The sequence below is a fragment of the Thermoplasmata archaeon genome, assembly GCA_036395115.1.
Lineage (GTDB): Archaea > Thermoplasmatota > Thermoplasmata > RBG-16-68-12 > RBG-16-68-12 > RBG-16-68-12.
This window is the reverse complement of the sequence record DASWDU010000047.1, coordinates 12,874-33,087: the sequence shown is the minus strand read 5'-3', so window position 1 is coordinate 33,087 and position 20,214 is coordinate 12,874. Positions and strand designations below refer to the sequence as shown.

The 20,214-nt window shown below is 67.5% G+C and carries 26 protein-coding genes and 1 pseudogene; 15 read left to right on the top strand and 12 right to left on the bottom strand.

Translation table 11 applies throughout. The annotated features are described in order from the left end of the window. Window positions 1–40: 40 nt before the first annotated feature. Window positions 41–484 carry a GNAT family N-acetyltransferase gene (locus VF992_11410; GenBank protein ID HEX9341757.1) on the top strand — a complete coding sequence of 148 codons (444 nt, stop codon included), beginning with the start codon at window positions 41–43 and terminating at the stop codon, window positions 482–484. On the opposite strand, the gene VF992_11405 is transcribed toward VF992_11410, so the two are convergent. Both VF992_11405 and VF992_11400 read right to left on the bottom strand, forming a co-directional pair. After that, window positions 481–879 carry a hypothetical protein gene (locus tag VF992_11405; GenBank protein HEX9341756.1) on the bottom strand — a complete coding sequence of 133 codons (399 nt, stop codon included), beginning with the start codon at window positions 877–879 and terminating at the stop codon, window positions 481–483. The genes VF992_11410 and VF992_11405 overlap by 4 nt on opposite strands. A gap of 10 nt (window positions 880–889) precedes the next feature. After that, window positions 890–1,324, bottom strand: coding sequence for a UPF0179 family protein (locus tag VF992_11400; GenBank protein HEX9341755.1), 435 nt, complete (start codon window positions 1,322–1,324; stop codon window positions 890–892). 266 nt (window positions 1,325–1,590) lie between these two features. On the opposite strand from VF992_11400, the gene VF992_11395 reads away from it, so the two are divergent. After that, window positions 1,591–2,346, top strand: a complete 756-nt coding sequence (locus VF992_11395; GenBank protein HEX9341754.1) for an RIO1 family regulatory kinase/ATPase — start codon at window positions 1,591–1,593, stop codon at window positions 2,344–2,346. Window positions 2,347–2,356: 10 nt separating this feature from the next. On the opposite strand, the gene VF992_11390 is transcribed toward VF992_11395, so the two are convergent. After that, complete coding sequence (locus VF992_11390) at window positions 2,357–3,424, bottom strand: NAD(P)-dependent glycerol-1-phosphate dehydrogenase (protein HEX9341753.1); 1,068 nt, start codon at window positions 3,422–3,424, stop codon at window positions 2,357–2,359. A gap of 137 nt (window positions 3,425–3,561) precedes the next feature. On the opposite strand from VF992_11390, the gene VF992_11385 reads away from it, so the two are divergent. From VF992_11385 to VF992_11375, 3 genes are all read left to right on the top strand, one after another. Then, the gene (locus VF992_11385; protein ID HEX9341752.1) at window positions 3,562–5,715 is read left to right on the top strand and encodes a tetratricopeptide repeat protein; all 2,154 of its coding nucleotides are present in this window, start codon (window positions 3,562–3,564) and stop codon (window positions 5,713–5,715) included. Between the two features lie 71 nt (window positions 5,716–5,786). Next, window positions 5,787–6,287 carry an RNA-binding protein gene (locus VF992_11380; GenBank protein HEX9341751.1) on the top strand — a complete coding sequence of 167 codons (501 nt, stop codon included), beginning with the start codon at window positions 5,787–5,789 and terminating at the stop codon, window positions 6,285–6,287. 1 nt (window position 6,288) lies between these two features. Next, window positions 6,289–6,954, top strand: coding sequence for an HAD family hydrolase (locus VF992_11375; protein ID HEX9341750.1), 666 nt, complete (start codon window positions 6,289–6,291; stop codon window positions 6,952–6,954). Here the strand turns inward: VF992_11375 and VF992_11370 are convergent. Next, window positions 6,932–7,876: an NAD(P)/FAD-dependent oxidoreductase gene (locus tag VF992_11370; GenBank protein ID HEX9341749.1), complete on the bottom strand. Its 945-nt coding sequence runs from the start codon at window positions 7,874–7,876 to the stop codon at window positions 6,932–6,934. The two genes, VF992_11375 and VF992_11370, sit on opposite strands and share 23 nt — an antisense overlap. Before the next feature lie 189 nt (window positions 7,877–8,065). Between VF992_11370 and sepF the strand changes: the two genes are divergently transcribed. Continuing rightward, on the top strand, window positions 8,066–8,449 hold the full coding sequence (gene sepF / locus VF992_11365) for a cell division protein SepF (protein HEX9341748.1): 384 nt from the start codon (window positions 8,066–8,068) through the stop codon (window positions 8,447–8,449). A 3-nt stretch (window positions 8,450–8,452) separates the two neighbouring features. On the opposite strand, the gene VF992_11360 is transcribed toward sepF, so the two are convergent. Beyond that, complete coding sequence (locus tag VF992_11360; protein ID HEX9341747.1) at window positions 8,453–9,334, bottom strand: ATPase domain-containing protein; 882 nt, start codon at window positions 9,332–9,334, stop codon at window positions 8,453–8,455. Window positions 9,335–9,495: 161 nt separating this feature from the next. Here VF992_11360 and VF992_11355 point away from each other — a divergent pair, with 161 nt between their 5' ends. Next, the gene (locus tag VF992_11355) at window positions 9,496–9,933 is read left to right on the top strand and encodes a DUF6015 family protein (GenBank protein ID HEX9341746.1); all 438 of its coding nucleotides are present in this window, start codon (window positions 9,496–9,498) and stop codon (window positions 9,931–9,933) included. Here VF992_11355 and VF992_11350 read toward each other — a convergent pair. Then, a complete protein-coding gene (locus tag VF992_11350) occupies window positions 9,930–10,343 on the bottom strand; it encodes a DUF61 family protein (protein ID HEX9341745.1) in 414 nt (137 codons plus the stop codon). The two genes, VF992_11355 and VF992_11350, sit on opposite strands and share 4 nt — an antisense overlap. 55 nt (window positions 10,344–10,398) lie before the next feature. On the opposite strand from VF992_11350, the gene VF992_11345 reads away from it, so the two are divergent. Next, window positions 10,399–11,292 (top strand): zinc ribbon domain-containing protein, encoded by an 894-nt coding sequence (locus tag VF992_11345; protein ID HEX9341744.1) that lies wholly within the window; start codon window positions 10,399–10,401, stop codon window positions 11,290–11,292. Between the two features lie 6 nt (window positions 11,293–11,298). Here VF992_11345 and VF992_11340 read toward each other — a convergent pair whose 3' ends face one another. Beyond that, a complete protein-coding gene (locus VF992_11340; protein HEX9341743.1) occupies window positions 11,299–12,018 on the bottom strand; it encodes an ATPase domain-containing protein in 720 nt (239 codons plus the stop codon). Between the two features lie 126 nt (window positions 12,019–12,144). Between VF992_11340 and VF992_11335 the strand changes: the two genes are divergently transcribed. After that, window positions 12,145–12,936: a hypothetical protein gene (locus tag VF992_11335; protein HEX9341742.1), complete on the top strand. Its 792-nt coding sequence runs from the start codon at window positions 12,145–12,147 to the stop codon at window positions 12,934–12,936. Here VF992_11335 and VF992_11330 read toward each other — a convergent pair. Next, on the bottom strand, window positions 12,928–13,629 hold the full coding sequence (locus tag VF992_11330; GenBank protein ID HEX9341741.1) for an ATPase domain-containing protein: 702 nt from the start codon (window positions 13,627–13,629) through the stop codon (window positions 12,928–12,930). The two genes, VF992_11335 and VF992_11330, sit on opposite strands and share 9 nt — an antisense overlap. A 147-nt stretch (window positions 13,630–13,776) precedes the next feature. Between VF992_11330 and VF992_11325 the strand changes: the two genes are divergently transcribed. The 6 genes from VF992_11325 to xseB all read left to right on the top strand — a co-directional run bounded on the left by VF992_11325 (window position 13,777) and on the right by xseB (window position 17,004). Next, window positions 13,777–14,004 (top strand): hypothetical protein, encoded by a 228-nt coding sequence (locus VF992_11325; GenBank protein HEX9341740.1) that lies wholly within the window; start codon window positions 13,777–13,779, stop codon window positions 14,002–14,004. A 121-nt stretch (window positions 14,005–14,125) separates the two neighbouring features. After that, on the top strand, window positions 14,126–14,686 hold the full coding sequence (locus tag VF992_11320; GenBank protein HEX9341739.1) for a CDP-2,3-bis-(O-geranylgeranyl)-sn-glycerol synthase: 561 nt from the start codon (window positions 14,126–14,128) through the stop codon (window positions 14,684–14,686). A gap of 10 nt (window positions 14,687–14,696) precedes the next feature. Then, window positions 14,697–15,212 (top strand): orotate phosphoribosyltransferase, encoded by a 516-nt coding sequence (gene pyrE / locus VF992_11315; GenBank protein ID HEX9341738.1) that lies wholly within the window; start codon window positions 14,697–14,699, stop codon window positions 15,210–15,212. Between the two features lie 49 nt (window positions 15,213–15,261). After that, complete coding sequence (locus tag VF992_11310) at window positions 15,262–15,468, top strand: PF20097 family protein (GenBank protein ID HEX9341737.1); 207 nt, start codon at window positions 15,262–15,264, stop codon at window positions 15,466–15,468. 79 nt (window positions 15,469–15,547) lie between these two features. Then, a complete protein-coding gene (gene xseA, locus VF992_11305; GenBank protein ID HEX9341736.1) occupies window positions 15,548–16,783 on the top strand; it encodes an exodeoxyribonuclease VII large subunit in 1,236 nt (411 codons plus the stop codon). Continuing rightward, a complete protein-coding gene (gene xseB, locus VF992_11300; protein ID HEX9341735.1) occupies window positions 16,780–17,004 on the top strand; it encodes an exodeoxyribonuclease VII small subunit in 225 nt (74 codons plus the stop codon). Before xseA ends, xseB begins: the two co-directional genes overlap by 4 nt. Before the next feature lie 14 nt (window positions 17,005–17,018). Here the strand turns inward: xseB and VF992_11295 are convergent, their stop codons facing one another. The 4 genes and pseudogenes from VF992_11295 to VF992_11280 all read right to left on the bottom strand — a co-directional run bounded on the left by VF992_11295 (window position 17,019) and on the right by VF992_11280 (window position 20,181). Further along, on the bottom strand, window positions 17,019–17,954 hold the full coding sequence (locus tag VF992_11295) for a DNA polymerase domain-containing protein (GenBank protein ID HEX9341734.1): 936 nt from the start codon (window positions 17,952–17,954) through the stop codon (window positions 17,019–17,021). 88 nt (window positions 17,955–18,042) lie between these two features. Further along, window positions 18,043–18,435: pseudogene (locus tag VF992_11290) on the bottom strand (DNA polymerase domain-containing protein). Window positions 18,436–19,406: 971 nt separating this feature from the next. Further along, window positions 19,407–19,913: a GNAT family N-acetyltransferase gene (locus VF992_11285; GenBank protein HEX9341733.1), complete on the bottom strand. Its 507-nt coding sequence runs from the start codon at window positions 19,911–19,913 to the stop codon at window positions 19,407–19,409. Then, window positions 19,900–20,181, bottom strand: a complete 282-nt coding sequence (locus VF992_11280) for a hypothetical protein (protein HEX9341732.1) — start codon at window positions 20,179–20,181, stop codon at window positions 19,900–19,902. The genes VF992_11285 and VF992_11280 overlap by 14 nt, the downstream gene beginning before the upstream one ends. Window positions 20,182–20,214: the final 33 nt, after the last annotated feature.

Here is a 20,214-nt window from a genome sequence, read left to right as displayed (position 1 = left end):
CCCAAACGCTTATGTCCCGCGCGGCTGTGCCCGGCGCGCGATGGTCCTCATCGAGCGCGCGAATCCGACGGACCGCGCGGACGTCGAGCGCCTGATCGCGGCCTACATCACCTCCGAGGGCGTGAAGCCGCGTCCGGAGCGGATCACGTGGGGCGTCGAGCAGGTCCTGCGAAACCGCGTTGGCGGGGTGCTGCTCGTCGCCCGGGAGAAGCGGGCGGTCGTGGGGGTCGCCTTGGCGGTCTACTCTCCGTCTGCGGAGCACGGACGTCTCCTGGTGGTCAACGACTTTTTCGTCGACCCGGCGATGCGGCGGAAAGGCGTCGGCCGAGCCCTCGCGACCCGACTCCTGGATGAAGCGAAGGCGATGCGCGTCGAGCGGATCGATCTCGAGGTCACGCCGACGAACGCGGCCGCGGCGGCCTTCTGGAAGTCGTTGGGCTTTCGGACGGCTGGCCGCACGGTGTACGGGAAGGACATCGTCTAGCGGCCGTGGATGATCGTCCGGTGCGCACGGAACGCCTCTTGGCCGAACTCCTTCCCGCACTCCGGACAGCGGACCCTCGGCTTCGCGCGCTCCGGGTCCTGTTCCTTCAAGGCGCCGAGGAGTTCCGCCATCTCGACCGCGATCTCCTCCGACTCCGCCTCGGAGCCGTGGTGTCTCTTCAGCTCGCGCATGAAGTCGACGTGCAAGTCGATTTCGGAGCCTTTCGGGACCCGCTCGAGGCCGTGCGTCTCGAGGCGCATGTGGAACCGCTTTCCGTTGTACAGCGCCTTGAACGCGACGAGGTCGAACGTCTCCCGTTTCGGCCGGTAGCCGCGCGTCAGGACGGCCGCCTCGATCGCGTGCAGCGTCATGCGGCGGGGAAGGGATGCTTTCACGGGACTCGCCTCAATCCGCGTACGCGACCTTCGCGGGGACAATCGAATATCCGAGGGGGCAATCAAGTTCCCGTCCCGCCTCGAGGATGCGGATCCGAGTTCCCGGCTCGATGCCGATCGGATGGCACGTCCGGAAGTTCGGGCACGCGGCGTTGGCGCACACGATTTTCTTGTAGGCGAGGACGGCGCCCTCGACCGCGGTCCGTGCGGCCACGCTGCACTCCGGGGAGGTGGGCTCGACCTCGACGACTCGAGCGAGCTCCTCGTTCAGGAGGCACGGATGCGCGACGTCGCGAACCTGCGTGATGCGATAGCGGCGTCCGACGTCCTGGTTCAGGCACGCCGCACGGACCTTGCACGGCCTGCACGCCGGCTGCGGTCCGCGGTACACGAATTCGTGGCCCACAACCGCCTGCCTCTCGCCGACAAGCGTGATCTGGACCACGACGGCGGCCTCCGAGGAGACAACGGCTGCCCTCGGCTTAAGGGTCCCGTCGACGAACCGGACGTTCGACGCCGGACTTCCATTCCGATAGGTTGATGCGGCGGAGCTCCATGGACGGCGCCGGTCCGTGCGACCAGGAGGTTCCCGGCGATGATGTCCGATTCCGTTTTCCCGAATGCGCCGGGAGCCGCGTGATCCCCGTCACGGCGACCGGCGTTCGTGTGCGCGCCTTGCGAATGCCACCATGACCAACGAAATAGAAACGAATGTCGAACGATCCGCTCGACGCGAGCGTCCAATGGCGAATCGATCACGGGACGATCGAGTTGCGCGAGCGCGGCTACCGCGGGACCGCCGACGCCATCCTCGACGCGGGCCTTGCGACGGACGTCCTCCGCATGATCAGCGCGGGCAAGGAGGCGGACGTGTACCTGTGCGCGTACAACGGCGCGCCGCTTGCGGTGAAGGCGTATCGGCTCTACCGAACGTCCCACCGCGGCGGCCGTCCGATCAAAGTCGACACGATGTCGTGGCTCGCGGCGCACGAGTTCGAGATGATGCGGCAGGCCTGGAAAGGAGGCGCCCCGGTCCCCGCCCCGGCCCGGCGCGTCGAGAACCTCCTGTCAATGCGGTATCTTGGTGACGACGACGGCCCGGCCCCCCGCCTGCACGATGTAGAGCTCGATTCGCCCGAGCCGTTCTTGACGGCGGTCCTCGAAGGCGTCGCCGCGCTCGGCCGCGCGGGGATTGTGCATTCGGACCTGAGCGCGTACAACATCCTCGTGCACGCCGGACGTTCATGGTTCATTGATTTTTCGGCTGCGATCCGAGTGGATCGGACGGGGGAGGCGCCCTGGGTTCGACTCACGAGGGCGCGAGACGCCCTCATCCACGGACTGAGCGCGCTGCAGGCGTACTTCCGGAGGTACGATCTCTCGATTGACGTCGAGCGCATCGCGGCCGGCATCGTCGCATCGCTCGACCGGTTCAAGGTCCTCGAGGGCGATTCGAGCGAGAGGTAGCGGACTTCACTCAGATGACCTTCGTAATCTTCGCGAGGCGTTCCGCCGCTTCGGCGGTGAGGCCCTCGTCCCCGAGGATCGTGTACCGTTCCTTGTTGACCTCGTGCGCGTGCACGAGCGCCTGGAGGACCTCGTCGTCCGTCACCCCGAGCGACCGCGCGGTCGTCGGAGCGCCGATCGCCAAGAGCGCTTCGCGGACCTCCTCCCACTTCCCTCCGTGGAGGTACATCATCATGATCGTGCCGACGCCGCACTGCTCGCCGTGCAGCGCGGGCTTCTTCGCGAGCTGGTCGAGGGCATGGGAGAACTTGTGCTCGCTCCCGCTGGCCGGGCGGGAGGAACCGGCGATCGACATCGCGACCCCGCTCGACACGAGGGCCTTGCAGACGAACCACGCGCTCTCCTCGAGCCGCGGCTTGATCGTCGACGCGTTCTCGATGATGAGGCGTGCGGCGAGCTCGCTCAGCGCGGCCGCGTACGACGAGTAGTACTCGTTCCGCAGGTTCCGCGCGAGCGCCCAATCCTTCACCGCGACGAGGTTCGAGATGATGTCCCCGCACCCCGCTGCCATGAGGCGGAACGGGGATTCCGCGATGATCGCGGTGTCCATGATCACGGCGATCGGCGTCTGCGCCGCGAGGCTCACCTTCTCCCCGTCCTTCAGGATCGAGGCGCGCGACGACACGACGCCGTCGTGGCTCGCGGCCGTCGGCACGCTGACGAACGGCACGCCCGCGTTGTAGGACGCGCACTTCGCCACGTCGATCGACCGGCCGCCGCCGACGCCGAGGGCGAAGTCGAACGTCCCCTTGCGGATCTTCTCCTCCGCCTCGCGGACCTCCGCCGTCGTCGCGTCGGGGATCAGAAACACCGCCGTCTTGATTTTGCGCGCCCCGAGTTCTTTCTCGACAATCGCGCCGGCGATCTTCATCGTCGTCTCGTCCGCGACGATCAGCGCGCGCTTCCCGAGCTTGAGGGACTGGCACACCTCGCCGACTTGATGGACCGCGTCGTGTCCGACGACGACGTTCCGGGGCAGCTCCATCGCCTTCGTCTTGGAGAAGGATTCCACGTCTATCGTCGACACGCGGTCGCCCCGAACGCTCTCCAAGGAGGCGTCTCTACTTAAAGCCGACGACCCGGGTCCACGGATGCTCTCATCCCTGACCGTAACCGCGGAACGCTTAAATCGGCCCGGGGGCTGATGCGTCGCCGATGGCCCTCCCCCTGGCCTTCGCGCTGGCCGCCCTCTCCCCGACACAAGACGTGGCCCGGGGCGAGGCGGAGTTCCTCCGAGGCAACGCACACGCGGACGCGCGCGAATTCGCGGTCGCCCTCGAGTGCTACGATCGCGCGGTCGCCCTCGGGTACGAAGACCAAGTCCTGTGGAACAACCGAGGCGTCGCGCTCGACGGCCTTGGCCGGCACGGGGACGCGATCCATGCGTACACGCGTGCGTTGCGCGTCGACCCGGCGTACGAGATCGCGGCGTACAACCTCGGGAACGCACATGCCCAGCTCGGCGGGTTCGAGGAGGCGCTCTCGGCATACGACCGCGCGCTCGCCATCAAGGCGGACTATCCGGACGCGATGTACGACAAGGCGCTCGTGCTCGCCCGCCTCGGCCGGACGAAAGAAGCGCTGCTCGCCTACGACGCGCTCGTGCGCACCGACACCGCGAACGCGGTCGCATGGGCGCGGAAGGGGCAGCTCCTCGCGGAGCTCAACAAGCTCGACGACGCGATCGAGGCGTACAAGGCCGCGACCTCCCTGAATCCGGACGACGGCGCGGCATGGACGGGGCTCGGGGACTCCCTGTACGCACTCGAGCGGTACGAGGAGGCCGTCGAGGCGTACGATCGTGCGATCGCCGTCGATCCGACGAACGAAGCGGCGTGGAACAACAAGGGCTTCACGTTCTTCATGCTCGGGATCCACGAGGAGGCGCTCTCATGCTACGACCGCGCGCTCGCCATCAACCCGGCGTACAAGCAGGCGTGGTACAACAAGGGCTACACGTTCCACGGGATCAACCGCCTCGAGGAGGCCGTCGCGGCGTACGAGAAGGCGCTCGCCCTCGACGCGGGGGACGAGGTCCTGTGGAACAACTTGGGGAACGCGCTGTACAACCTCGGGCGGTACGAGGCATCGGTCCCGTACTTCGAGAAGGCGCTCGACGTGAACCCGAAGTACGAGATCGCGTGGAACAACATCGGGAACGCGCTGAACAAGATGGGCCGCCATGCGGAATCGCTGACGTACCACGACAAGAGCCTCGAGATCAAGCCGGACTTCGACTACGCGCTCTACGCGAAAGGCCACGCGCTGGACTCGCTCGGTCGCCACGAGGAGGGGCTCGAGCTGATCGGCCAGAGCCTCGAGCTGAACCCGAACTACGACCACGCGTGGATGGCGAAGGCGGAGGCGCTCCACCATCTCGGCCGCCTCGAGGAGGCACGGGACGCGCTGAACAACGCCCTCATCTTGAGCGGCGAGTACGACGAGGCGTGGGTCTTCCGAGGGGCGATCCTCGAAGAGATGGGGAACGCGCTCGAGGCGGAACGGTGCTACGACGAGGCGCTTCGGTGCTTCCGAGGGTCCCTCGACCTCGAGCCGGATAACGCCGAGCTGTGGTACGGCGAAGGCCGGCTGCTCGAAGACCTCGAGCGGACCGAGGAGGCGATCGAGGCGTATTCCGCGGCCGCGGCGCGAGGCGCCGGCGTCGACGCCCTCGCGCGGTTGGCGGGCCTCCTCCTTTCGACGGGGCGGGCGGCGGACGCGCTCGTGCCGGCGGACGAGGCGCGCGCGAAGCATCCGCAGGATCCGCGCGGGTGGTTGGCGGCAGGCCGCGCGACCCGCGCCCTTGGCCGCACGTCGGACGCGGTCGACCTCTTGCGGCGCGCCGTCGAACTGGGCGGGGGACCGGACGCCTCCATCGAGCGGGCTCGCGCCTTGCAGTCGCTCGGCCGTCTCGATGAGGCCCTGGCGGCGCTGGCGGCGGTCGGAGGGTCCGAGGCGGAGCCGCACCTGCTCCGGGCGGACCTGCACGCGGCGCTCGGCCGGACGGAGGAAGCGCTCGCCGATTGCGACACTGTGATCCGCACCGCGACGGACGGCCGCGACGTCGCGTATCGCCGGAAGGGGCGCCAGCTCTTGGAGCTCGGTCGACCAAAGGAGGCGATCGCGGCGTACGACGCCGCGTTGGGCCTCAATCCGGCGGACGCCGACGCTTGGTGCGACGCGGCGATCGCGTGGCGCGCGCAAGGGCAGGGGGTCCGCGCGTCGAGGATGCTCGACCACGCCTTGCGGCTCGATCCCTCCCACACCCGAGCGATCCGCCTTCAATCCGAAGCCGTCGCGATGGACTGATTTTGATTCACGTACATGGATAGATATCACCGGAGAAGGGTTATCTGCCTCCCGGGCTTCCCGGAGATCCGATGGTCGCGCTGAAGATTCGGCGGCGTTCTCGGCTCCGCCGAAAGGAGGCGACCGACTGGACCGCGCGGCTCGCCTCGGAGTTCGGGATGGCGGTGCCCGCGGACGACGCTCCGATCGACGAGGCGGAAGCGGGCCCGCACCGGCTCCTGCTGCGGGACAACGAGGCGTTTGCACTTCTGCTCGACAAGGGCATCGTGCCGACGGTCCGGGGCCTTCTCGCGTTCCCCGGCACGAAACGCGCCGTGACGGTCGACATGGGCGCCGTCCGGTTCATCTACAACGGCGCCGACGTGATGGCGCCCGGGATCGTCGACGCGGATCCGTCGATCCGGGAGGGCGACATTGTCTGGGTGCAGGACGAGAAGAACCGCCGGCCCCTCGCCGTCGGCCGGGCTCGGATGGATGGGCCGACGATGGCGCGGGAGGAGAAAGGCAAGGCGATTGAGACCATCCACCACGTCGGGGACGAGATCTGGCGGCTCGGGGAGGAGGAGGCCTGACGTGCGCCCGGTGCGCGCCGTTCTGTTCGACATCGACGGGACGCTCCTCGACACGCGGGACGCGTGGGTGGCGGCGTTCGACGGCGGCCTCGCCGCGATCCGGAAGACCGGCCTCCCCGGTGCGGTGGCGGCCCAATGGATCGGTACCCCGATCGAGACGATCTACGCGGAGCGGTGCGCCTTGGCCGGCGAGGAGCTCGCGGGCGCGGTCCGAGCGTTCCAGCGGATCGAGGCCGCGTCGGTGCGGCAGGGCATGCGGCCGTACCCACGGATCGCGGAGATGCTGGCGTCCTTGACATTGTGGCGTCTTGGCATCGTCACGAACAAGCGCACCGACACGGCGGTCGAAGCGTTGCGCGTCACGGGCTTGTTCGCGTCCTTCGGCGTCGTCCTCGGCGGAGATTCCGTCGCCCGGAAGAAGCCCGCGCCGGATTCTGTCCTCCGGGCCGCCGCGAGGCTCGGGGTGACGTCGGAGGAGTGCGTCGTCGTCGGCGACACGGAGGCCGACGTGCGCGCGGGGAAGGCGGCCGGCGCCCGGACGGTCGGCGTGACCTGGGGTTACGGGACGCGGGCGAGCCTCGAGGCCGCGGGCGTGGACCACCTCATCGAGACGCCGGACTCGCTCCCGCCGCTCTTGCGGGCCCTCACGCCCAGTACGGCTGCTTGAGGTACTTGTACACGGACATCACGGCGGTCACGGCCTCGCCGCATCCCGTGACGATCCGCTTGTCTTTGCCCGGATATGAGACGATGTCCCCGCACGCGTAGATGCCGGGCACCGAGGTCGACATGTCTGCGCGGACCTTGATCAGCCGCTCGCCCTCCAAGGCGATCCCCCATTTCGGGAGCGGCGTTATCTTGGGCTCGAAGCCGATGTTCACGATCACCGCGTCGACGTCGAGGACTTTCTTCTTCAGGGTGCGGTTGTCGTACACGACCGCGCGTTCGACCTTGTCGCGTCCCTCGATGCTCGTCACCTCGGAGTCGATGAGCACTTGGACCGGGCTCGCCAAGACGGCCTCGACGTTCTTCTCCATCGCCCGGAACTCCGCGCGGCGGTGGACCAGCAGCACCTCCTTCGCGGTCGCGACGATCTCCAACGCGATCTCGAGCGCGCTGTCGCCGCCGCCGACGACGAGCACCCGCTTGTCCTTGTACTCGCGCCAGTCCCGGACGCGCGACGCGACGCCGGCCCCCTCGAGTTCGGCCTCGCCGGGGACGCCGAGCCGTTTCGGCTCGAAGAGCCCCATCCCCATCGCGAGGATGATCGTGCGGGCCTCGTAGGTGTTCCCCTGGCGGGTCACGACCCTGAAACCGGACGGCTGGCGTTGGATGTCCACGACTTCTTCCGCCCGCATCTCCGCCCCGCTCTCCCGCGAATGCAGCACGAACAGCTGCCCGAGTTCGCCCCCCTCGATTGCGATGTAGCTCGGATAGTCGTAGACGGACTTCGTCGGATAGAGCCATTCGAGCTGGCCCCCCGTCGCCTGCGCCTCCAAGATGAGCGTCGAGAGCTTCCGGGTCCGGGCGTACACGCCGGCCGTGAGCCCGGAGGGACCGCCGCCGACCACGATGACGTCGTAGGCCATGGGCGGGAAGTCGACAGAGGCATTTCCTTCTTAAACGTTATGACCCCGGACCTCTCCGTGGCAGGGAAGGTCATGGTTATCTTATGATTATATCGATAATTCCTGCCTCCCGTTGTCACATCGAAGACGTCCCCGCGATACATTTAAATTCGTGGGCACGACTATGGGGCGGCGCAGAAGGGATGTAGGATGGCCTTTATCAAAAAGCCATTTAGACGACTGGCCGAAGGCGGTGCCGCGGAGGCGGATACATACATCGACTTGGCCGAGCTGAGCTTCGAAGGCGAGGGCGGAGCGCTGGGTGAGCCCGTCGAACACCTGGTCAAGGTCGCGGAGGTCTACCGCTACGAGGACGTCGGCGACCTGACGACGCACGTGTACAACGGGAACATCCTGCTCATCGACTACACGAGCCTCGCGAGCGACGAGCTCGCGCTGAAGCGGATAACGGCGGAGCTGAAGAGCGCCGTCCGCGACTGCGGCGGCGACGTCGCCGTCGTGGGGAAGAACATCCTCATGGCGACGCCCGCCGGGATCAAGATCGACCGCGCGAAGATCAAGGGCGCGTTCTGATCTTCATCCGCGCCCGCGGCCCCACCGCGACGGCTTCGCCGTCTCGAACGGCCGAGCCGCGAAGCCTTTGTCGTACCGGAGCACGAAGTAGTCCCGGGAGTGGTTCGTGTGGCGCATCTTCACGCAGCGGAAGAGGAGCTGGACCTTCCCTTCGCCCGCGCCGCTGAACCGCAACTCGAACACCCCGTCGGCGAGGAAGATCACGTCGTGCGCGACGCCGGGCCGCACCGGGTCCACCTCCGCGACGACGTAGGTCGTGACGCTCATCGACCGGAGGAAGTGGAAGAAGTGGAACAGTTCGTTCCGAACGTCCGTCAGATGGGCCATCGACGCGAGAACGTCGAGCGTGTCGATGACGACGAGGGAAATCGGCTCCCGCTGGTTCCGGCGCACGAGGAAGTCCCGGAGGACGCGGAGCCAGTCGCGGATCTCTTCCGCGCCCTCGCGTTCGACGCGGAGGCGGGAGATGTCGACGATGAAGTCTTCGTCCGTCTCGAGGCCGAGGTGGCGCATCGTCCGCAAGATCGACTCCCGGCTCTCCTCGACGGTCACGTAGACCCCGCGGCGACCCGCGGCGCGGTTCCGGGCGAGGATGTACAGGGCGAGCGACGTCTTCATCGAGCCGCCCGGGCCGGTGATCGCGATCACGGCGCCTTTCGGGACCCCGCCCTCCAAGGATGCGTCGACGCGCCCGACGAACGTCGGCAGGCGCTCGTCCCCCCGGGCAAGTCCTTTCGTCGCGGACGCGAACGCGGCGACCTGCTCGCGGAGCCGGCGAACCTCGTCCCGGAGTTCTTTCAGCTCCCCCTCGAGTTCCTCCGGTTGTTTCGAAACGCCCCCGCCCTGCCCCGTCTGCACCCACTCCACGTCCACACCGTGCACCATCCCGCATACGATATGAGGGCCGCGCGCGTTAATCTTTTGGCGGCTCCGGCCCGTCGACGTCCCGTTCTCAGATTCGATACCGTGCGTGAGAATCAATGGGCAGCGGCGGCGCAGAATCCTTAAATAGGGTGGACTTCCCATAAGCGCGGTCGAGGCGACCCATGGCCATCAAGACGAAGTCGGAAAGAGGCCCTGCGGGCACACTGACCGTCGACGACCTCACGCGGGCGATCAAGAACTCGATCGACCGGACCGGCATGAAGGAGGAGGAGGCCCGCGCGATGGCCCAGCACGTCCTCAACTTCTTCGGGTACTCGGAGCGGATCATCGACAACGTCCTCGAGCCGGAAGACCGGGACGCGTTCTACATGCTCGAGGATTCCGGCATCCTGACGACGGAGCGGGAGGAGACGACCCTCTACGACGGCCGGGAGTGGCGGATCCACTACTGGATGTTCCGGAAGGACCGGATCGCCGAGCTCGTCGAGGCGCAGAAGGCGAAGGAAGAGGCCGAGAAGATGGGGTCCATCTACGACGACGTGCCCGAGGACTTCTGGGCATCCCGCAAGGAGAAGCCGGGGCCTCCGAAAGGGCCTTAGCCGAACGCGAGCTGCACCGTCCCGCCGTGGCGGCGCACGACGTCCAGGGCGAGCGAATGGGGCACGATCATCCGCCCCTCGCGGAACGGGAAGGCCCGTTCGAACGTCTCGACCGCCCGCAGCGCTTTCGCGGCGAGCGCGTCCGTCAGGATCGCGCTATCGTCCAAGTCGCCGGAAACGAGGAACGTGATCGGGAGGCGCAACGCGTTTGCCTCGTCCCGCGTGAGGACGGCCGCGAGGCGGTCGAGCGCCGCGCGGTCGAACGGGTGCTCATCCCCCTCCCGGGTGCGGCACGCGGGATTCGCTTCGCCGAGGAGCCGGGCGAGGCTCTTCTTCTCGACGACGAGACCGGCGTTCAGCCGGCCCAGCTCGAAGGCGATCCACCGATCGACCCTCCCCGGACTCTCCATGACGCCATCCGAGGCCGGTCCGCGTTGAAAACCTTTCCCTGCGCACGAAAGGGTTTTGCGGGAGCCGGGCCATCCGTCCCGCGCGGCGGGAGCGGTGTCGGCGTCGATTCCCTGTCCGATATGCGGGTTCGAGAACGAGCCCGGCTGGACGTACTGCGAGAACTGCGGCGCGATCGCGCCATCCGCAGTCGGCCCCCCGCCATGGGAGGCCGCACGTCGAACGCAGATTGACCGGACGAAGTCCGGCGTCCTCGTGCTCCTGGCCGGCGTGCTGCTGTCGTGGATCCCGGTCACGCTCCTCGGGGCGATCGGAGGGATTCTCACGCTGATCGGCGCGATCCTCGTCATCGTCGGCCGGAAGGCGTTCGGGACGGCGCATCGCCGCAAAGTGGTCGTGTCGGTCGTCCTCTTTTGCGTCGGGCTCGCGACCGCTGTCATCGGCGCGGTCGTCATCCTCGTCGTCGCCGTGGGGGAGGTGCGGCCCGGGATGACCGAGGCGCAGCTTACACTTCTCCTGGGCAACGCGTTCACGAACCTCCTGATCGTGGCGGCCGCCGGCTCGTTCGTCAGCGGGCTCGCGTCCGTGTTCTTCACGTACGCGTTGCAGAAGACGGAGGGTCGCGTCGTCCTCTGGGCCGCTTACGGGGCGACCGTCGGCGTGCAGATCGCGGTCCTCGCGGCGACCCTCCCGCTCGTCCCGACCCTCGCCTCGCAGGTCGCGCACGAGATCGTCACGACGGGCACGGTCGACTCGGCGGAACTCGGGGACGCGGTGGGCGGGGCGGGAATGGGGCTGTCCCTCCTGAGCGTCGTCCCGGCGGTCCTGTACGCCGCGGCGTACTACCTCGCGTGGAGGCGGATCGACCGAGGCGAGGTCCCGGCGCCGCCGACCGTTCCAACTTCCGCTCCCCCCGCGCCGCCGACGGCGCCGCCCATCAACCCGGTCTGACGCCGGCTACTTCTTCTTGGAGATCACGTGGGTGACGAAGAATTTCTGCCCGTCGTGGTTCAGCGCGAGCGCGTCGTGGTCGTGGTTCATCCACCGCATTTTGACGCACCGCAGGCGCAACTGGACCTCCGTCTCCCCGACCTCGACCTGCCGCAGGTTGAGGATGCCGTCCGCGAGGAAGTCTTCCCCCCACTGCGCGAGCCGCCCCGAGCCGAACGGCGTCTCGGAGATCAGGAACGTCGTCAAGCCGAGTTCCTTCAGGGATCCGAGGAAGTGGAACATCTCCCTCCGGGGCGTCTTGATCTCCGAGAGGGCGTAGAGCGCCTCGAGGCTGTCGAGCGCGAGGACCTGGTATCCGCTCGAGTTGACCGCCTCCTTGATGATCTCGAGGAGGATCGTGAACCAGTCTTTCGACGACTCGGCGCGGTGCAGGCCCCGCCGCAGCTGGCCCATGTCCAGGATGTAGACCGTCGACTCGTGGAGGCCCTTCATCCCCATCCGGTGCGCCCCGGCCCGCAGGCTGTCCATGTCTTGCTCCAGGCTGACGTAGAGCGACTTGGTGCCTTTCAGCCGGGCGTTCTCGTGCATCATCCACAGGATGAGCGACGTCTTCATCGTGCCCGGCGTACCGGCCACGAGGATCGTGCTCCCAATCGGGATGCCGCCGCCGAGTGCACGGTCCAACCCGTCGACATACGTCTCGAGAATAGGGACCTCTACGTCCATTGCATCCGCACGACGAGATACACGTTATAAAGCCCTGGCGTCCTCGTTATCGAGGGAGATATTCAATTGTGACAAACATGGAATCTCCCGCCTGCGCGGAAGGAATGCTTTTGTAGCCCGGGGGCGTTGCAGACCGCGCGTGAAGGGATGGCCAAGCGGGACGAGGCGGCCCTCAAGCTGCTCCGCTGGGAGTTGAAGGGTCACGGCAAGATCGTCACGGAGGCGATGCTCCGCCATCCCGACAAGAGCTTGGCCGATGCGGTCGAGCTGATCGAACAGGAGATCCCTGCCTTGTCCGCCGATGATGGGTCCCCCGAGATCCCGATGCCGGAGGCCCCGCGGCCGCGCGCCTCGACCGAGCTCGACGCACTGAGCCAGGAGTTCCAGACGTTCCGGCACCTGCTGCATCCGAGGGAGGCGAAGGAGTTCGAGGCGGCGCTCCGGGAGCTGGCGCGGACCCAAGACCGGGAGGCGATGGCCGCCCTCCGTCGGCGTCTGCGGTCGCTGTCCCTCCAGGCGGCGTTCTGGTCCGATCTCGCGCGGGACCAGGAGTCGAACGCGCTCGCCCTCGTCATCTTGCGGCGGGGCCGCGACGTCTTGGCGAAGGCCGGCGCGACCGCCTATCTCGACCAACCGGAAGTCGCCGACATGGTCCGGCGGGAGTCGGGGCGGCGCTCGAAAGGAACGTACGTCTTGCACCTGCCGGTCGGCCGGCTCGTCGTGATGGTCGGCGCGGAAGCATCGATTGCCGCGCTGTTCCGGCGCGCCCCCGGGAAGGACGTCGTGGCGGTCCTCGAGAAGACGGTCGAGGCGATCGAGGAGAACAAGGCCGCGGCGACGAAGACGTTCGGCAACGAGACGCTCGCGGGCAAGTACGCCGAGGCGCTCCTCCGGCTCCTCCAGAAGACGTCACTGTGACGTCGCCCGGGCGACCCGGAAGCGGCCGTCGTCCCGCGTCAGCGCGTAGTAGCCGTGCTCGTGCCGCGCCCGCCGCATCTTGACGCACCGCAGGCGCAGCTGCACGTCCGCCTCGCCCCTCTCGACGTGGCGCAGAGACAGGATGCCGTCGGCGAGGAACTCCTCCTCGAACGCCGTGAGCTTGCCGTTCGACCCGGACGGGACGTCGGAGATCAGGAAGCACGTGGCCTTGAGGGCCTTGAGGAACCCGAAGAAGTGGAACAAGTCGCGCCGCGGGTTCGCGAGGTGGCTCAGGCTGTACAAAGCCGCAAGGCTGTCGACGGCGACGAGGTCGAACCCGTTGACGCGGACGCGCTGGTCGATGTACTTCTGCAGCACGTCGAGCCAGTTCTTCGACAGCTCCTCGTCCTTGTGCTCGAGCCGGATCCGGCCGATGTCGAGGACGTACAGCTCCATGTCGTCCAGGCCGGTCATCCCGAGGTCCGTCATCGCCGCCCGGAGGTCCTCCTGGCTCTCCTCGAGGGAGATGTACAGCGCCTTCGAGCCCGCCCTGACGTTCTCGTAAAGGATCGAGAAGGTCAGCGCGGTCTTCATCGTGCCCGGGGTGCCGGCGACGAGCACGACGGACCCGCGGGGGATGCCGCCGCCGAGGGCGTCGTCGAACCCTTCGACGTACGTCTTGAGACGGTCCATGGACGGCCCGCGAGCGAGCCGGCTCTCGCTATAAAGGGGTGTTGCGGAGATTATCACTCCCGAAAAGAGGCGTTCGCGCACCCCACCGGAAGGTTCATCCCTCCCGTCCACATCTACCTCTGAACAGAGGTAGAACGGAGGTCCCGGATGCGGGTCGGCTGTGGTCTCCGCGTGCGACGGATCGATGGGAACGAGTACCTGTATTTCTGGCACTACGAGCGGCGCGACGGCCGAAGCGAGAGGCGCGAGGAGTACGTCGGACCGGCGCGCGGAGCCGGGTCGCGTCGGGAGGCCGCGAAGAAGCTCATCGCCTACCACCGGAAGGTGCAGTCCGACCTCGCCGCTCGGATCGCGCGGCTCGAACGGACCGCGTGAGACCACTGCACGATGCGCCGCTCCGCGGATTTCTACCTCTAAACAGAGGTAGGTGGAGGAAAGGCCACCCGCGGCGCGCCATGGGATTACCTATATCTGGTGTCGTCCCTTCCGCGCCCCGATGGCGCTCGAGGCGATCGCGCAGGCGCTCTGGTTCTTCCTCCCCGCGTACGTCGCGAACCCCATGGCCGTGGTCTTCGGCGGCGGCACGCCAATCGACTTCGGGCGGACGCTGCGCGACGGCGAGAGACTCTTCGGCGACGGGAAGACATGGCGCGGCCTCCTCGGCGGGACCTCGTCAGGCGCGCTGCTCGGCCTCGTGCTGGCGGTTCCATTCAACGCCCTTGCGCCGGAATCGCGTTGGTCGTTCGGACCGTACGCCGATGCGTTCGTCGCATCCGCGCTCCTCGCATTCGGCGCGCTGCTCGGCGACCTCGTTGGTGCGTTCATCAAGCGACGCAGGCACCTGCCGCGCGGCGCGAAGGCCCCGGGCCTCGACCAGTACGACTTCGTCGTCGGCGGTCTCCTGCTGAGCCTCGCGATTCCCACATGGTCGGTGCCGAGGTTCTTCTCCGGCGACGCGCTCCTCGGCCTCCTCGCCATCATCGTCATTACGCCGGCGCTTCATCGGGCCGTGAACGTCGTCGGATACCGGATCGGGAAGAAACATGAACCCTGGTGAGATCGACCGCGTGGCACTCGTCGCGGCGCTGAAGGCGTCCGGCGCGCTGCAGCTCGGGACCTTCACCCTGGCGTCCGGCAAGACGTCCTCATACTACGTCGACATCAAGAAGGCGATCACGCGTCCGGACCTCCTGCGCGCAATCGCGGACGCCATGGCGCCGTATGCCCGCACGGCGGATCGGATCGCGGGCGTCGAGCTCGGCGCGGTGCCGATTGCCGCCGCCGTCAGCCTGGCGAGCGGCAAGCCGTACCTCATGGTGCGCAAGGCGCCGAAGGAGCACGGGACGAAGCACGACGTCGAAGGGGACCTCGGGAAGGGCGAGCGCGTCCTGTTCGTCGAAGACGTCGTCACGACGGGTGGCACGCTGCGGGCCGCGATCGAGCGGGTGCGCGGGCACGGCGCGGCCGTCGAGGATTGTGTGTGCGTCGTCGACCGGGAGGAGGGAGGCCGGATCCTGCTCGCGGAGATCGGCGTGCGACTCCACGCGCTCCTCGGCGCGAAGGATCTCCTCGCGGCGCGCTAGGCCTCGTCCGGTGGACGGGACAAAGGTCCTTACGCGATTCCGCCGATGCATGTGTGTGAACTGTCCGCAATGCGGACGCCCGATGGAGTCCGGCTATCTTCGCACGGAGAGCTTCATCGACGGCGCGAAATGGACGACGAAGAAGACCGTCCTGGGCCTCGGCGGAGAGCGGATCAAGGGCACGAACGCGGGCGGGAACGTGTACCTGGACGGGTTCCGCTGCGCCTCCTGTCGGATCCTCTCGCTCCGGCATTGATGGCGGAACGGCGCACTTTCGGCCACCTCTCCCCCTTTCGACTTGATATGCCTTTCCGGCCGTAATCGGCCGGGGGATCATGGATCCGATCGCCGTCACGTACGAGACGCGTCCGGGGCTGCCGCCCGCCCTCACGGTCACGCAGCTCGCTCGCCTGATTCGCGAGACGGTCCACGCGAACCCGATCCTCTCGCGGATCCTGGTGCGCGGCGAGGTCAGCAATTTCCAGCGCGCGCCCGCGGGCCACGTCTTCTTCAGCCTGAAAGACGCGACGTCGCAGCTCGCGTGCGTCCTCTTCCGGGACGACGCCGCAGGGCTCGGCTTCGACCTCGAGGACGGCATGGACCTCGTCGTGTCGGGCGACGTGGACGTCTTCCCGCGCCGCGGGACCGTCCAGCTGCTCGTCCACGCCGCGACCCCGGCCGGCGTCGGAGCGTTCTGGGCCGCCTACCAGCGGACGCGCAAGAAGCTCGCGGCCGAAGGGCTGTTCGACTCGGCCCGGAAGCGTCCCCTCCCGGCGTTCCCGCAACGGATCGGCGTCGTCACGTCGGAGATTGGCGCGGTCGTGCACGACATCGTGACGATCCTCCGCCGGCGTTATCCCCTGGCGCACGTCATCGTGGCGCCCGCGCTCGTCCAAGGCCCGGAGGCGCCGGCGAGCCTACGACGGGCGCTCGCGTTCGTCGCGGACCGCGTCGACGTCGTTATCGTCGCGCGCGGCGGCGGATCCCTCGAGGACCTGTGGTGCTTCAACGACGAAGGCCTCGCCCGGGCCGTCGCGACGTGCCGCGTGCCCGTCGTCAGCGCGATCGGCCACGAGACCGACGTCACAATCGTGGACTTCGTCGCGGACGTGCGCGCGCCGACGCCGAGCGCGGCCGCGGAGATCGTCTCTCCAGATTCGGTCGAACTGACGGCGCGGGTGAACGACGCGGGCCACCGTCTCCTCCAGGAGATCCGGGAGATCCTCGGCGCGGCCCGCGGACGCGTTACCGGATTCGGAGAGCGGATGTCGCCCCGCGCCCTGCGCCGCGGCGTCGAGGCGAACCGTGTCCTGCTCGAACGTTCGCATGCCGCGTTGTCGGCCGTCGCCCCGCGCGAGCTCTCCCGGCATCGGGACCGGCTCGACGCCCTCGGCCGCCGACTCGACGTGCTCAGTCCCCTCGCGACGTTGCAGCGCGGCTACGCGATCGCGGAGCGGGAAGACGGGCACGTCGTCGCGCGCGCCGCCGAGGTCGATTCGGGAGACGCCCTTGCGGTGCGCTTCCAGGACGGCCGGATTCATGTTCGCGTCAATCCGGAGGAGGCACCATGACCGATGGACCGACGTTCGAGGAATCCCTCGCGGCCCTCGAGGCCACGGTGGACGCGCTGTCCCGCGGCGATCTGCCGCTCGACCGGGCGCTCGCCGTCTTCGAGGAAGGGCTCGCCTTGTACCGACGCTGCCACGCGATCCTCGTGGATTCCGAGCAGCGCGTGACGAAGCTCGTCGCCGCGGCGGAGGGCCTGACGGAAGAGCCGTTCCCCGTCGAGTGAGCAGGGACGCAGGATCACAACTCGTCCGGAATTTCACCGGGCTTCGCTTCGTCCATTTCGATCCGCCACGGCTTCTTGTATCCGACCCCGCCGCGGGCGCGGCTGCGGCTCTCCCCCTGAGACTTGTAGTCCTCCTGGATCGCGATCGCTCGTTCGGGAATGTTTGTAATCGAGACCTCGGAGAGATCCTTGCACATCGCGGCCAGCCTTTCCTCCGTGTACCCGAACGGCGCGAGGAGCGTCTGTCCGGATCGGCACAGGAGGCGGATGTACTCCCATGCGTCCGGCTCCTCGTCCCCCTGGAGGAACTCCGCGACGCGCACCTTTCGCTCGGAGTCGCGGGCGCGGGCGTTCAGGAGGACGTACCGGATCGACTCGCCCGGCTCGACCGTGAAGCCGCGCTTCTCCATCTGCTTCAGGGCCGCCGCGGTGGCGGTGAGGACGACGTACTCTGGGAGGGCGCGCGAGATGTTCTTCGTGAGGATGAACTGGTGCACGGGGATCGCGCGGTCGAGGACGCATTTCGCGGTCCACCGGAGGATGTCGACGGCCTTCGGGATGCGCTCGCGGAACTCCGCGGCGTTCGACGCGAGGCTCAGCTCTCCGAGCATGGCCTCCTGGCAGATGTTGATGAACTCCGGGGTGTCGTGCTTGCGCAGCTCGATGCCGCGAAGCTTGAACTCATCGTGGTCAAGAAGTCCATAGTAGCGGTTCAGGGCACCGACGCCCGTCGTCTTGCACGGCAGGAAGACGACCCACTTGTAGCGGCCCTCGAGTTCGATCGGGAGGCCCGTGGACCCCGCGATGAGGTCCTGCACCTTGCGGATGTCCTCCGCGTCGGGCTTGGCCCGCAGCCAGACCGAATCGACGATGCCGTGGACGACCTCGTAGCGGTGTGACTCCGCGATCTCCATCGTGCGAACGAGGATGTCGCGCGCGTAAGCGTTGATGGCCTCGTGGCACTCGATGCGGCCGAAGCGGGCGTTCTTGTATCCGGTATAACCGAAATGTTGTGACTAGGAGCCACTTGAGAATCGTGTCCCTGCCACGGTAAACCTCCTCCAAGGGTCCCGGTTCCTTCTTCATCTTCTTGTAATACCGGCGCCGCTCCAGCACGGGCTTCAGGACCCTTGGAATCAGCCCGACGCGGCGTGTGCAGAGGTGGTACTTCAGTTCCGGTACCGTTCGCCCGTCTAGCTCACAGCATGCGCAACCCAGCGTCTCCGGCGAGATGTTGAACTTCATCATGATGTTTGGATATAGCGCGTAGAAATCGAGTTCGTAGAGCCCTTCGTGCAATCCGACCTCGGGTTCGAAGATGAACCCGCCGCGATCCCCGCGCACGAGATCCTCTGCGGTCTTGAACTCCTCGGGTCTGTTTTTCTTCCAGAGGACCAAGCAGTCGTCCTTGTACGCCTGTGTGACTTGCATGGCGGTGATGGCGGTTCCCGGAGTGAGTCGTGCCTGCTCCTGTGGCGTCAACGTGGACAACCGCGACAATTCCGCGAGGCCCGCGAAGTCGCTCTCCCGATACGCGAAGTGCCCGCGATCCAGATGCAGACGACCACGCAAGATGTACTGGCCCGGCTTGTAGACAATCTTCCCATACGTGAAGTACGATTTCCCCTTGCGCTCCGCGAACTTGTCCGCATCCCGTCCGAGTTGCATCGACACGCCGAGTTCCGCCGACTTTCGCGCTAAGTACGGCATCGTGAATGCGTCGCCACCATCCGTCATGAGGATGTCCGGATCCTTCGAACGCACGGTCTCATCGATGCCGCGCAGGATCGACTCCTCGGATCCGTCGATGTCCGCATCGTCGAGGCGCGCCCCGAGGAGTTTGTCTTGCATCCGCGGGATGCCCGCCGGATTGTCCACGTGAACGTCGAGCAGCGATTTCTTCAGCGGCGGCAGCGGGTAGTCGAGGGCGAAGTGCTCTTCCTCCGCGGTCCACGTGCCGTTCGCGTAGCGCACGAGCCCCATCGGGAAGATGTCGTGCTCCATCGCATACCGCTGGCTGAACCGCAGGTCCACGTTGAACAGCCGATGGTCCACGTACCCGCCGTTCGAGTCGAAGATGTGCGCGAGATTGCGGATGTCGCGGTAGTGCCGCGGCACGATCTCCAGGACGGGCTTCGGCTCGTCGTCCTCGAGGGCGATCCGCCGCGAGACCTCGCGGACCTCCCGCACGCCGTCGAGGATCTCGATCCGTCGTCGGATCGCGGGCAGCTCGCCCGGCGGCGCGTGCAGGAAGAACGTCGGCCATGACCGCGCGTCCTCGATCCGGTGCGCCCCGTGCTCGTTCCAGAGCCAGAGGACCATCGAATCGCGGTCGTAGTCCCCATAGGCGTCGATGATCCACCCGTGCGTCGCGTCTCCCCCGGAGGTCCACGACAGGCGTCTCAGGCGCCTTGAGCCGATGCGGGGGAGGGGTCGGTGAAAGTGCGCACGAGGAAGACCTCGTGGGGCGCGAGGATCATCCGCAGGCGGATCCGGAACGCACGCCACCGGTACAGGCGCCACAGGGCCTCGCGGGGCGCCTCGCGGAATCCCGACGCCGCGAACAGGGACCGGGAGGGCTCGTGGTCCCGAGGCACCGACGCGACGATGCGCTTGGCGCCTCCCGCATCGAAGCGCCGCAGCGCCTCGCCGACGAGCCGGCGCCCGATGCCGCGTCGCCTCATGCGAGGGTCGACGGCGACGGCGTACACGTGCCCGATCCGCGTCCGGCCGCGCAGCAGCCGTCCCTCGAGGAAGCCGACCAAGGTCCCGCCCTCCTCCGCGACGACGAGGGGCCGCGCGCGCCGCAAACCCCGCACCGCCAGGAGGGCGCGGACGCCGTCGAACGACTCCCGCGCGATGCGCTCGAGGGCGACCCGGTCTGCCGGCGTCGCATCACGGATCCGCATGAGGCCGCGATTCGCCCATCCCTGAAGAAGATTCCCACTTTCGAAGGGCCTCGATCTCCCGCTCCATCTCGAGGAGGATCGACAGGATCGCGAGGATCGACGGATCGATGTGGGCGCAGTAGCTCGCGGCGCTCGCGTGCTGCCTCGATTTGTTCAGCAGGCGGTCGAACGCCTCGCGGTCTTTCTCGCGCAGCGCGCGGCGGTAGTCCATCCAGTCGTTCAGGATTGACTCGAGGTGCAGCCGGTACGTCGGGATCGTGCGGCCCATGCGTCCCCGGCGTGCCAGGACGGCCGCCCCTAA